The following is a 12,841-nucleotide window of genomic DNA, read 5'->3' as shown; positions in this document are numbered from 1 at the left end:
TTACTCCTTCCTTAAGTGATCGATGACCCATGCGTTTAGCAAATGTCTGTGCATTCATTACGGCCCAGTTGAACAAAATTTTCAAGCACTGGTGTTGATAACGAATAACCATGTGGCAAAAAAATTAACGGATCTCCTACACTATTGAATAAGCCGGTCGGATATTAAAATGTGAAACCGATCGGTTTTTGTGTCTCTCTTTCACTGAATCGTCTGTCAGGGCATGGGTGCGGTAGTCCAGGGGCATTGCTTCGTGGGCGGACGCCGGGGAGGAAGTATGATTAGCACCGTCGCATTGTTTTGGGCGTTATGTGTGGTTTGCATCGTGAATATGGCGCGTTATTTCTCATCTTTGCGCGCGCTATTAGTGGTACTTCGCGGCTGCGATCCGCTGCTGTATCAATACGTGGATGGGGGGGGATTTTTCACCTCGCATGGACAGCCCAGCAAACAGATGCGCCTGGTGTGGTATATCTACGCCCAGCGCTATCTCGATCATCATGATGATGAGTTTATCCGTCGCTGCGAGCGTCTTCGCCGTCAGTTTATTTTGACCAGCGCGCTGTGTGGCCTGGTGGTGGTGAGCATGTTTGCTCTCCTCATCTGGCATTGAGCACAAAAAAAAGCGGGCCAGTTTCCTGACCCGCTTTTCTCTTTCTCTGCCTGCGATTACAAGAACTGCAGGGAGATCCAGTACAGTCCGCCTGACAGCAGGATGGACGCCGGAAGGGTAAAGACCCAGGCCATCAGGATGCTGGTAACGGTTTTGCGTTGCAGACCACCGCCATCAACCAGCATGGTACCTGCCACGGACGACGAGAGTACGTGGGTAGTCGACACCGGCATACCGGTATAGCTTGCCAGACCGATAGAAACGGCAGCGGTCATCTGCGCGGACATACCCTGCGCATACGTCATGCCTTTCTTACCAATCTTCTCACCGATTGTCGTCGCAACGCGACGCCAGCCGATCATCGTACCGATACCCAGAGCCAGTGCGACCGCCATGATTATCCAGATAGGCGCGTACTCAATGGTATTCAGCATGTCGACTTTCAGCTTCTTCAGCAGACGTTGGTCGTCAGCGGAGACTTCAGGCAGTTTGGACACTTTCTCGGTGACGTCGGAGATGCACAGCATGATGCGACGCATCTGGCCACGTTGCTCAGGAGTGAGCTTGTCGTAGCTTTCAATATCCGTCAGCATGCCTTTGGCACGTTCCAGCGCATTGATCGCATTAGCCGGATGGCAATGGAACTCAGCCGGTTGAGTGGCACCCGCTTCCGGGGAAGGGATCAGCTGATCAACGCCGGTCGCTTTCTTCAGCAGGTCAGGACGTTGCTGGAAGTAGGTTTCAACGTTGTTGATTGCGTCACGGGTACGGGTAATTTCGTAACCGGTGGCATTCATATTCACCACAAAGCCAGCAGGCGCCACGCCAATCAGCACCAGCATTACCAGACCAATGCCTTTCTGACCGTCGTTAGCGCCGTGAGAGAAGGCCACGCCGATAGCAGAAATGATCAGGGCAATACGGGTCCAGAATGGCGGCTTTTTCTTGCCGTCTTTCTTTTCACGCTCTGCAGGTGTCAGGTGGATACGGGCGCGTTTTTTGGTTCCGCTCCAGTAACGACGCAGCAGGAAAATCAGCCCACCCGCAACGACCAGACCGACGATCGGAGAGATAATCAGGGAACCGAAAATGCCGATGACTTTAGGAATGTTCAGCGCATCCACCACTGACGTACCGGTCAACAGCGCATTGGTTAAACCAATACCGATGATGGCGCCGATCAGAGTGTGAGAACTGGATGCCGGCAGGCCGAAATACCAGGTACCGAGGTTCCAGATAATTGCAGCTAACAGCAGAGAGAACACCATAGCGAGGCCATGGCCGGAGCTGACATTCAACAGCAGATCCGTTGGCAGCATATGCACGATGGCGTAGGCTACGCTCAGACCTCCGAGAAGAACGCCAAAGAAGTTAAACACCGCCGCCAGAACCACCGCAACTTGCGATCGTAAAGCACGTGTGTAGATTACGGTTGCCACTGCGTTTGCAGTGTCATGGAAGCCGTTGATTGCTTCGTAAAACAATACAAAGACCAGAGCAAGCAATAGTAATAGCCCGGTATGTAAATCCAGGCCGGCAAACAAATGTAGCATAGGACGTTACGCCATCTTGAGGACATGAACGCGGCGCATTATCCAGGACAAATGCGCAACGGGCAAAGTGAAATATAGACTTTTTTTCAAATCCCTACCTAACTCAGGGCGGTAGTAAAACAATTATATTTTAAATTTCAAGTAAATAAATATGATCGTAGATAATGGACTGGTGTGATTCTTGATGAAACTTTACAATTCGCGCCCTTAAAACAAGAGGATCGAGACGTGGAAAAGTATGATGCCATTGTAATTGGCGCCGGTGCAGCGGGATTATTCTGTGCGGCGATGGCCGGACAGGCGGGGCGCCGGATTCTGCTGATCGATAACGGCAAAAAGGCGGGCCGCAAAATCCTGATGTCGGGCGGCGGGCGCTGCAACTTTACTAATCTTTATATCGAACCTGCGGCCTATCTCAGCCAAAACCGCCATTTTTGCAAATCTGCCCTGGCGCGCTACACCCAGTGGGACTTTATCGTCATGGTGGGCAAGCACGGCATCGCCTGGCACGAGAAAACGCTGGGCCAGCTTTTTTGCGATGATTCGGCGCAACAAATCGTCGATATGCTGCTGGCAGAGTGTGAAAAAGGTCAGGTTACGCTGCGATTACGCAGCGAAGTGCTGGAAGTCACCCGTGATGAGACGGGATACACCTTACAGCTGAATGGCGACACGGTGAGCACCCCGAATCTGGTGATCGCCAGCGGTGGGCTGTCGATGCCGGGACTGGGGGCAACGCCGTTTGGCTATAAAATCGCTGAACAGTTTGGCCTCAAGGTGCTGCCGACCCGTGCCGGACTGGTGCCTTTTACCCTGCATAAACCGCTGCTGGAACAGCTCCAGACCCTCTCTGGCGTCTCGGTGCCGTCGGTAATCACCGCCGAAGACGGGACGGTGTTCCGTGAAAACCTGCTGTTTACCCATCGCGGCCTGTCTGGCCCGGCGGTACTGCAAATTTCCAGCTACTGGCAACCGGGTGAATTCGTCAGCATTAATTTAGTGCCTGACTGCGATCTGGAGAGCTTCCTCGATGCGCAGCGTGCGGAACACCCCAACCAGAGTTTGAAAAATACTCTGGCGATGCAACTGCCAAAACGGCTGGTGGAGTGTCTGCAACTGCTGGGGCAGATCCCGGATGTGTCGCTCAAGCAGCTCAACAGCCGCGATCAGCAGGCGCTGGTGGAGACGTTAAGCGCCTGGCGTGTGCAGCCAAACGGGACCGAAGGCTATCGCACGGCGGAAGTCACCCTTGGGGGAGTGGATACGCATGAGCTGTCATCGCGTACCATGGAAGCGCGTAACGTACCGGGGCTGTTCTTTATCGGCGAAGTGATGGACGTCACCGGCTGGCTGGGCGGCTACAATTTCCAGTGGGCGTGGGCCAGCGCGTGGGCCTGTGCAGAGGCGCTGGCGGCCCCCGTTAACGGATAAAACGTGTCTTAGGCAGCGTGACAATAAAGCGCGTGGAATGTTCGTCCGACTCGACAAACACCTTGCCGTTGTGGGCCGTAATAATCGATTTTACGATCGCCAGCCCGATCCCGCTGCTGCTCTCATCCTTGCGCTGTCGGGCCGGGTCAACGCGGTAGAAGCGGTCGAACAGCCGGGGTAAATGTTCTGGCGCAATCGGCGTACCGGGGTTTTCGACCACCAGTTTGACGCCGTCTGCGGCCTCGCTCAATCGGACGCTAACGGCATGCCCCTGCGGGGTGTAGCGGATGGCATTAGAGAGCAAATTGCTGATGGCCCTGCGCAACATCAGCGGATCGCCGCTCACCGGGCTTGCCTGTCCGGTGAAGCCAAGCCCCACCTGGCGGTCTTCTGCCCAGGCTTCGAAGAACTCAAAAACGATGCCCACCTCATCCGCCAGATCGAGCGTGCTGTGTTCCGGGGTCAGCTGGTTATTATCTGCCTGGGCGAGGAAAAGCATGTCACTGACCATCTTCGATAACCGCGAAAACTCTTCCAGGCTGGAGTACAGCACCTCCTCCAGCTCTTTGGTACTGCGCTGCTGGCTGAGGGCAATCTCGGTCTGCGTGACCAGGTTGGTGATCGGCGTGCGCAGCTCGTGAGCAATATCGGCAGAAAAGTTCGCCTGGCGGTTAAATACATCCTCAATACGTTCAATCATGTGATTGAACGAGAGAACCAGCCGTTCCAGCTCAATCGGTACCTCTTCGCTATTCAAGCGGACCCCGAGATCGGCGGAACTGATATTCTGGATCTGACGGCTTAAGCTGCGGATAGGTTTGTGTCCCTGATACACGGCGAACTGCACGACAAATACCACGATAATGCTGATGATGGCGGCTATCATCATCAGCTTATTTTTGAGGTCGTTAATGTAATGAAGATGAAAATCTATCGATAGCGCCATCAGCAAATTATAGGCGGGCGTGCCGTCCACATTCTTGCCGATAGGTAACATAATCACCCGCCAGGCACTGTGCTGGACCTGTTCATTATTATGGGTGGTGACGGGGGTATTCGGGTCATGCCAGAGCAGCACATTGCCGGCACGCAGATCCTTTGCATACTCAGGCGTCGCGAGAATACGCTGCAGATCGGGCCCGTTTGATGAGCGAAAGATCAGTTGTTGGTCAGTATCCTCCAGCCAGACAAAAATGTTGGCGTAGCCCTCCACCACGTTTCTTAATATTTGCAGCCGTTGCGCCACGGGCTCTTCCTGGTGGCTCAGCACGGTTTCAAGGGTGGTACTGATCTGTTTTAAATCGTGGATGTCCCGCTCTTCAAAATGTTGTTGCACGGAGTGGATCATTATCCAGGTAAAAATAAGAAAAGAGGCGATAGTGGCAAGGCTGATAAAAAATGTCAGGCGCGTACCCAGTGAAAAAGGGCGCTTGAAACCTTTAGTCGCCATCAGGTACCTCCAGCACATAGCCGACCCCGCGCACGGTCTGGATCAGTCGGGGAGTAAAGTCATTATCAATCTTGGCCCGCAGCCTTTTTACCGCGACATCAATGGCGTTGGTGTCGCTGTCAAAATTCATGTCCCATACCTGAGAAGCAATCAGCGAGCGAGGTAATACCTCGCCCTGATGACGAATAAAAAATTCCAGCAGGGTGAACTCTTTGCTGGTGAGCGTAATGCGGGTTCCGCTGCGGGTCACCTTCCGGCTGACCAGATCGAGGGTTAAATCCGCCACCTGGAACTGGCTTTCAACAATCACCGCCGCGCCACGGCGTAACAGGGTCTTTACCCGCGCCAGCAGTTCGGCAAAGGCGAACGGTTTGACCAGGTAATCATCCGCCCCCAGCTCCAGCCCTTTTACCCGATGTTCAATGGTACCAAGCGCGGTCAGCAGCAGGATCGGCATCGATTTGCTGGCCGCGCGCAGCATTCTCACGATGTCCCAGCCATTCACATCCGGCAGCATAATGTCGAGGATCAACAGGTCATAATCGGCGGTCATCGCGAGGTGATACCCGTTTAGCCCGTTATCCGCCAGATCGACGACAAACCCGGCTTCCGTCAGCCCTTTGGTTAAATACTCACCCGTTTTTTTCTCATCTTCGACGATCAAAATCTTCATGCCGCTCTCCTCCCTGTGCCTTATCTGCGAGCTTTCGATTGTAGGGGCGTCAGGTCGTATAGCAATCGCTTAATCGGAAAATGACAGCTTTGTCATTTTCCTGTCACTAAGCAAACAGAGACGATTTTGTAGTGTAAGCGGCACTCAGAGATACCCATACAGTTGCAGTCAAAACCTATGCGCACATTAAAATTACTGACGCTCAGCGTTACTTTTATTCTGACGGGCTGTATGTCGCTGGCACCCGATTATCAGCGTCCGCAATCCCCGGTGCCGCAGCAATTCTCGCGTAGCCAGAACACGCTGGTTTCGACGCAGACGGGCTATCAGGACACCGGCTGGCGGGCGTTCTTTGTTGATCCGCAGGTGAAACAACTGATCGCACAAGCGCTGGTGAATAACCGCGATTTGCGCATGGCAGCACTCAAGGTTCAGGAGGCGCAGGCAAAGTACGGCGTTACCGATGCCGACCGTTATCCGCAGCTGAATGCGCAGGCCAGTAAAACCTACAGCGGCAAGCTGGAAGGCGACACAGCGACTCAGCGTGAATATCAGGCCGGACTGGATCTCAAATTTGATTTGGATTTCTTCGGTCGCTTAAAAAATCTGAGTGAAGCCGACCGGCAGAACTATTTCGCCAGCGAAGAAGCGCGACGTGCAGTACATATTTTAGTGATCGCAAACGTGTCGCAAGGCTATTTCAATCAGCGCCTGGCGTATGCGCAATTGCAGATTGCGCAGGAGACGCTGACAAACTATCAGCGTTCGTATGCCCTTATCGAAAAACAGCTGGTGACGGGCAGCAGCAACGTGCTGGCGCTGGAGCAAGCGCGCGGCGTTATCGAAAGCACCCGCAGCGATATCGCTAAACGCCAGGGGGAGCTGGCGCGGGCCAACAATGCCTTACAGCTGCTGCTGGGAACCTACCATGACCTGCCGAATGAGGGTGCGCGCAGCGATGTGGATATCAATAGCGTGGCCTTACCGCCGTCACTCTCGTCGCACATCTTATTGCAGCGCCCGGATATTATGGAGGCCGAGCACGGTTTGCTGGCGGCAAATGCCAGTATCGGCGCCGCGCGGGCGGCGTTTTTTCCGTCCATCACCTTAACCAGTTCGTTGTCCGCCAGCAGTACCGATCTGTCTGACCTGTTTTCTGCGGGTGGGATGTGGAATTTCATGCCCAAAATTGAACTGCCGATATTTAACGCCGGGCGTAATCAATCCAGCCTCGTACTGGCGGAAATACGTCAGCAGCAGTCAGTGGTGAATTACGAGCAAAAAATACAGACCGCGTTTAAAGAGGTCGCCGATGCGCTGGTATTACGCCAGAGCCTGGCCGATCAGATAACGGCTCAACAGCGTTATCTCGCCTCGCTGCAGATCACGCTGCAGCGCGCCCGGGTCTTTTACCAGAATGGCGCGGCGAGTTATCTCGAGGTGCTGGATGCCGAGCGCGCATTATTTTCTACCCGACAAGCTTTGCTCGACCTCAACTATTCCCGTCAGGTCAACGAAATTACCTTATTTGCCGCCCTGGGTGGCGGCTGGATTGAATAAACCCTTAACGCACTCTCAGGAATATTGACTATGAAAACCCTCTCTAACGCGCTCATCTTTGGCCTTTTTTCTGTGGTGATGTCTGGCGCGCAAGCCAATGAAATGCCTGCCGGTGAGATGAGCCACATGCACGCAGCCACGCAGCAAGACCCGGCGGTTAGCGCCACGGGTGAAGTCAAACTGATTGATATGAAAGAAAACAAAATCACCATCGCCCACGAGCCGGTAGCTGCGCTGAACTGGCCCGCAATGACGATGCGTTTTACCTTGACCTCCGACACGCAAGCGCAGGGGATTAACGCGGGCGATAAGGTTGATTTTAGCTTTATCCAGCAGGGCAACCTCTCTTTATTACAGCAGATCCACGTCAAAAATAACTAATGGCTTACCGCGTCACTTGCGCGCGAATGGAAATAAACATGACGTCATTTAAACGTAAAAATACAGCACTGATTATCAGCGGCATGATAATGGGTGGAATAATCTCGGCGGGCGTCTTCGCTTATTTTTCAGCAGCGCATTCAACGACGGATGTGAGCCCTGCGAATAAAACGGAATCCCGAAAAGTGTTGTTCTGGTATGACCCGATGTATCCGAACACCCGCTTTGAGAAACCCGGTAAATCGCCGTTTATGGATATGGACCTGGTGCCGAAATATGCCGATGGCGACGCGGACGCCTCTGGCGCACCGGGCATTCGTATCGATCCGACCCAGAGCCAAAATCTGGGATTAAAAACAGAGCCGGTGCGTCGCGGGCCCCTGCAGTACAAACAGACGTTCCCGGCGAATGTCAGCTACAACGACTATCAGTTTGTCATTCTACAGGCGCGTTCACCGGGCTTTATCGAGAAAGTCTATCCCCTCACGCTGGGCGATAAAGTACAGAAAGGAACGCCGCTGGTGGAACTCACCATCCCGGAGTGGGTAGAAGCCCAGGGCGAATATTTACTGCTGCTGGAAACCGGAGGGACCGGTACCCAGATCGACGGCATTCTTGAGCGACTCCGCCTGGCGGGGATGGCGGAAGAGGATATTCGTCGCCTGAAGTCCAGCCGCAAAATCCAGACCCGTTTTACCCTGAAAGCGCCTATCGACGGGGTGATCACCGCCTTTGATCTCCGCGCCGGAATGAACATCGGCAAAGACAATGTGGTCGCCAAAATTCAGGGCATGGATCCGGTGTGGATCAGCGCCGCGGTGCCTGAATCCATCGCCTGGATGATCAAGGATGCGGCACAATTTGCCATTTCCGTTCCGGCCTGGCCGGGTAAAGCCTTTGCCATCAAGAAATGGTTGTTGCTGCCGAGCGTCGATGCCACCACCCGCACCTTACAGCTGCGCCTGCTGGTGGATAACCCCGACGAGGCGCTAAAGCCAGGGATGAATGCCTATCTGAAGCTGAACAGTGAAAGCCAGCCGATGCTGCTGATCCCGACGAAAGCGCTGATTGACAGCGGCGACGAGCAGCGGGTGATTGCCGTTGATGAGCAGGGGCGCTTTGTGCCTAAGCAGGTCGAGGTGTTCCACGAGTCCCAGGGCATGACGGCGATCCGCGCCGGGATCAGCGAAGGCGAAAAGGTGGTCGCCAGCGGTCTGTTCCTGATTGACTCCGAGGCCAATATTTCCGGTGCGCTGGATCGGATGCGCGCGACGGCCCATTCCCAGCAAGGAGATCACCCATGATTGAATGGATTATTCGCCGTTCGGTTGCCAACCGTTTCCTGGTGGTCATGGGCGCACTGTTTCTGAGTCTCTGGGGGGCCTGGACCATTATCAATACCCCGGTAGATGCCCTGCCGGATCTCTCCGACGTGCAGGTGATCATCAAAACCCAGTACCCCGGTCAGGCACCGCAGCTGGTTGAGAACCAGGTGACCTACCCGCTCACCACCACCATGCTCTCGGTCCCCGGTGCAAAAACGGTACGCGGCTTTTCCCAGTTTGGTGCCTCGTATGTGTACGTTATTTTTGAAGATGGCACCGATCAGTATTGGGCGCGTTCCCGGGTGCTGGAATACCTCAACCAGGTGCAGGGCAAACTCCCGGCGGGCGTCAGCGCCGAAATCGGCCCGGATGCTACCGGCGTGGGCTGGATCTATGAATATGCGCTGGTGGATCGCAGCGGCAAACACGACCTGGCCGAGCTGCGCTCCTTGCAGGACTGGTTCCTGAAATACGAGCTTAAAACGATACCCAATGTGTCAGAGGCCGCCTCGGTGGGCGGGGTGGTCAAAGAGTACCAGGTCGTTATCGATCCGCTGAAACTGACGCAGTACGGCATCAGCCTGGCAGAGGTAAAGTCGGCGTTGAATGCCTCAAATCAGGAGGCGGGCGGCTCTTCGGTCGAGCTGTCTGAAGCGGAATACATGGTCCGCGCCAGCGGCTATCTGCAGACGCTGGATGACTTCAACAACATTGTGTTGCAAGCGGGGGTCAACGGCGTACCGGTGTATCTGCGCGACGTCGCCCGGGTACAAATTGGCCCTGAAATGCGCCGCGGGATCGCCGACCTGAATGGCGAAGGCGAAGTGGCCGGAGGCGTGGTGGTCCTGCGCTCCGGCAAAAATGCCCGGGAGGTGATCTCAGCGGTCAAAGACAAACTGGAAACCCTCAAAAAAAGCCTGCCTGAGGGGGTGGAGATTGTCACCACCTACGATCGCAGCCAGCTGATTGACCGGGCCATCGATAACCTGAGCCACAAACTGCTGGAAGAGTTTGTGGTGGTCGCCCTGGTCTGCGCCCTGTTTCTCTGGCATCTGCGTTCGGCGCTGGTGGCCATTATTTCGCTGCCGCTGGGGCTGTGTTTTGCTTTTATCGTCATGCATTTTCAGGGGATTAACGCCAACATTATGTCGCTTGGCGGGATAGCCATCGCCGTCGGCGCAATGGTCGACGCCGCCATCGTGATGATTGAAAACGCCCATAAGCGCCTGGAAGAGTGGGGGCACCAGCATCCGGGGCAGAAGATGGGTAACGATGTCCGCTGGGAGGTGATCACCCGTGCGTCAGTGGAAGTGGGCCCGGCATTGTTTATCAGCCTGCTGATCATCACCTTGTCCTTTATTCCCATTTTTACCCTCGAAGGGCAGGAGGGGCGTCTGTTCGGACCGCTGGCCTTCACCAAAACCTGGTCGATGGCCGGCGCGGCATTGCTGGCCATCATGGTCATTCCGGTGCTGATGGGGTTCTGGATCCGGGGCAACATCCCGGCAGAGAGCCGTAATCCGTTAAACCGAGTTCTGATCCGCCTGTATCACCCGCTACTGCTGAAGGTGCTGCACTGGCCGAAAACCACCCTGCTGGTGGCGGCGTTGTCGATCCTGACGGTGCTCTGGCCGCTGAGTAAGGTCGGGGGGGAGTTCCTGCCGCAAATTAACGAAGGCGACCTGTTGTATATGCCCTCAACCCTGCCGGGCATTTCTGCGGCACAGGCAGCACAAATGCTGCAGATAACCGACAAGCTGATCATGACCGTGCCGGAAGTGGCCCGCGTTTTTGGCAAGACCGGTAAAGCCGAAACGGCAACGGATTCTGCTCCGCTGGAGATGGTTGAAACCACCATCCAGCTGAAACCCGAAGCCGAGTGGCGTCCGGGAATGACGATGGACAAAATCATCGCCGAGCTCGATAAAACCGTGCGTCTGCCGGGGCTGGCCAACCTGTGGGTGCCGCCGATCCGTAACCGCATTGATATGCTGTCAACCGGGATTAAAAGCCCGATTGGCATCAAAGTGTCAGGCACGGTGCTGGCCGATATCGACGCCATGTCGGAACGTATTGAAGTGGTGGCCCGAACCGTGCCTGGCGTCACCTCGGCACTCGCCGAGCGTCTGGTCGGTGGCCGTTACCTGAATGTCGATATTCAGCGTGAGAAAGCCGCCCGCTATGGCATGACGGTGAGCGACGTGCAGCTGTTTATTACCTCTGCCGTCGGCGGGGCGATGATCGGCGAGACGGTGGAGGGTATCGAGCGCTATCCGATCACCCTGCGCTATCCGCAAAGCTTTCGCGACAGCCCGGAGAAGCTGCGTCAGCTGCCGATCCTGACCCCGATGAAGCAGCAAATTACGCTGGCCGATGTCGCGGACGTGACGGTGATGAACGGCCCTTCGATGCTGAAAACGGAAAACGCGCGACCGACAGGCTGGATCTACATCGACTCCCGCGATCGCGACATGCTCTCTGTGGTTAACGATCTGAGAAAAGCGATAGCGGAAAACGTCCAGCTCAAACCGGGTACCAGCGTGACCTTCTCCGGTCAGTTTGAGTATATGGAACGTGCCAACCAGAAGCTGAAACTGATGGTGCCGATGACGCTGATGATCATCTTCGTGCTGTTGTATCTGGCCTTCCGGCGCGTGGGCGAAGCCCTGCTGATCATCACCAGTATCCCCTTTGCGCTGGTGGGCGGGATCTGGTTTCTGTACGGGATGGGATTCCATCTTTCGGTGGCTACCGGAACCGGTTTTATCGCGCTGGCCGGAGTCGCGGCGGAGTTTGGGGTGGTGATGCTGATGTACCTGCGTCATGCCATTGAGGCTGACCCGTCGCTGGATAATCCGCACACCTTCACGGCGCAAAAACTGGATGACGCCCTGTACCAGGGGGCGGTGCTGCGCGTCAGACCAAAAGCGATGACCGTGGCGGTGATCATTGCCGGTTTACTGCCCATTTTATGGGGAAGCGGGGCAGGCTCAGAGGTGATGAGCCGCATCGCCGCGCCGATGATTGGTGGGATGATCACCGCACCATTGCTGTCGCTGTTTATCATCCCGGCGGCCTATAAATTAATGTGGCTGCGCCGTCATCTGTTACATCTTAATGGGTGAATTACGGCGCGCACGCGGGTGGTGGAAATGACGCCAGTGCGGATCCTGCGCGGCAGCCAGCAGCTCATGATCGCCACGGGTATCGCCCCAGGCCCGCAGATGATAGTGGGCCAGATTGCCGTACACGTGCTCAAGCCGGGCCACTTTCTGCGCACAGCGGCAGTTATGCCCGGTGATCTTTCCGGTCAGCTTGCCGTCTTTCACTTCCAGCTGGGTGCCGATAAGCTTAATGCCGAGCTTGTCGGCAAACGGCTGCAGCACCAGCGCCGGTGACGCGGAGCAAATGGTCACCTCGGCCCCGGCGTTCACTTCCGTTGCCACTGCAATCACCCCCGCAGGGCGCATCAGTTTAGTCCAGTATTTTTCGCAGAACAGTTCCGCCTGCTGGCGCAGCCAGTGTTCATCTACGCCGGTCAGGAAGGTCTTGATCAGCACCTCTTTGAGCTCGTCACGGGTCAGCTTGCGGCGCACGCAGTGCAGCGTGGGCAAGGCCATCCGCACCAGGCGACCGGCGAAATAGCGCTTCCCGAACGCAAAGCGTAAAAAAGGGATAAAGCTGTCGTGATGCGTCAGCGTGCCGTCGAAATCAAACACGGAGAGGACGCTGGATTTTGCCACTGCCTCATCGGCAATCATATTGGTCATAACGATGTCTTAGCTGAAATACATATTCTGCCTGCCAGTTTACCTGCTTTGTGGCCAGATGCCACCCGCCAGAAGGCGGGCGGCC

Annotated in this window: 10 protein-coding genes; 6 read left to right on the top strand and 4 right to left on the bottom strand. The window is 55.5% G+C overall.

Annotated features, from left to right (window positions below):
- Nucleotides 1–277: 277 nt before the first annotated feature.
- Nucleotides 278–613 carry a universal stress protein UspB gene (gene uspB, locus M8013_RS01200; RefSeq protein ID WP_271266013.1) on the top strand — a complete coding sequence of 112 codons (336 nt, stop codon included), beginning with the start codon at nt 278–280 and terminating at the stop codon, nt 611–613.
- A 56-nt stretch (nt 614–669) separates the two neighbouring features.
- On the opposite strand, the gene pitA is transcribed toward uspB, so the two are convergent.
- Nucleotides 670–2,166: an inorganic phosphate transporter PitA gene (pitA, locus tag M8013_RS01195; protein WP_271266012.1), complete on the bottom strand. Its 1,497-nt coding sequence runs from the start codon at nt 2,164–2,166 to the stop codon at nt 670–672.
- 228 nt (nt 2,167–2,394) lie between these two features.
- On the opposite strand from pitA, the gene M8013_RS01190 reads away from it, so the two are divergent.
- Entirely contained in the window at nt 2,395–3,597 is a 1,203-nt protein-coding gene (locus M8013_RS01190; protein WP_271266011.1) for a BaiN/RdsA family NAD(P)/FAD-dependent oxidoreductase, read from the top strand.
- Here M8013_RS01190 and M8013_RS01185 read toward each other — a convergent pair.
- The gene (locus M8013_RS01185; protein ID WP_271266010.1) at nt 3,587–5,047 is read right to left on the bottom strand and encodes a Cu(+)/Ag(+) sensor histidine kinase; all 1,461 of its coding nucleotides are present in this window, start codon (nt 5,045–5,047) and stop codon (nt 3,587–3,589) included. The genes M8013_RS01190 and M8013_RS01185 overlap by 11 nt on opposite strands.
- Nucleotides 5,037–5,720 (bottom strand): copper/silver response regulator transcription factor, encoded by a 684-nt coding sequence (locus M8013_RS01180; protein ID WP_271266009.1) that lies wholly within the window; start codon nt 5,718–5,720, stop codon nt 5,037–5,039. Before M8013_RS01180 ends, M8013_RS01185 begins: the two co-directional genes overlap by 11 nt.
- 177 nt (nt 5,721–5,897) lie before the next feature.
- On the opposite strand from M8013_RS01180, the gene M8013_RS01175 reads away from it, so the two are divergent.
- From M8013_RS01175 to M8013_RS01160, 4 genes are read left to right on the top strand one after another with little or no spacing between them, the layout of a single operon-like run.
- Entirely contained in the window at nt 5,898–7,280 is a 1,383-nt protein-coding gene (locus M8013_RS01175; protein ID WP_271266008.1) for a Cu(I)/Ag(I) efflux RND transporter outer membrane protein, read from the top strand.
- 30 nt (nt 7,281–7,310) lie between these two features.
- Nucleotides 7,311–7,661, top strand: coding sequence for a cation efflux system protein CusF (cusF, locus tag M8013_RS01170; RefSeq protein WP_271266007.1), 351 nt, complete (start codon nt 7,311–7,313; stop codon nt 7,659–7,661).
- Nucleotides 7,662–7,699: 38 nt separating this feature from the next.
- The gene (locus M8013_RS01165) at nt 7,700–8,965 is read left to right on the top strand and encodes an efflux RND transporter periplasmic adaptor subunit (protein ID WP_271266006.1); all 1,266 of its coding nucleotides are present in this window, start codon (nt 7,700–7,702) and stop codon (nt 8,963–8,965) included.
- Nucleotides 8,962–12,111, top strand: coding sequence for a CusA/CzcA family heavy metal efflux RND transporter (locus tag M8013_RS01160; protein ID WP_271266005.1), 3,150 nt, complete (start codon nt 8,962–8,964; stop codon nt 12,109–12,111). The genes M8013_RS01165 and M8013_RS01160 overlap by 4 nt, the downstream gene beginning before the upstream one ends.
- On the opposite strand, the gene M8013_RS01155 is transcribed toward M8013_RS01160, so the two are convergent.
- Nucleotides 12,094–12,756 carry an HAD family hydrolase gene (locus tag M8013_RS01155; protein ID WP_271266004.1) on the bottom strand — a complete coding sequence of 221 codons (663 nt, stop codon included), beginning with the start codon at nt 12,754–12,756 and terminating at the stop codon, nt 12,094–12,096. The two genes, M8013_RS01160 and M8013_RS01155, sit on opposite strands and share 18 nt — an antisense overlap.
- Nucleotides 12,757–12,841: the final 85 nt, after the last annotated feature.

The sequence above is a fragment of the Silvania confinis genome (assembly GCF_025564085.1).
GTDB classification, from domain to species: domain Bacteria; phylum Pseudomonadota; class Gammaproteobacteria; order Enterobacterales; family Enterobacteriaceae; genus Enterobacter; species Enterobacter confinis.
The sequence above is the reverse complement of the archived record's forward strand: the minus strand, read 5'-3'. Positions and strand labels throughout refer to the sequence as shown.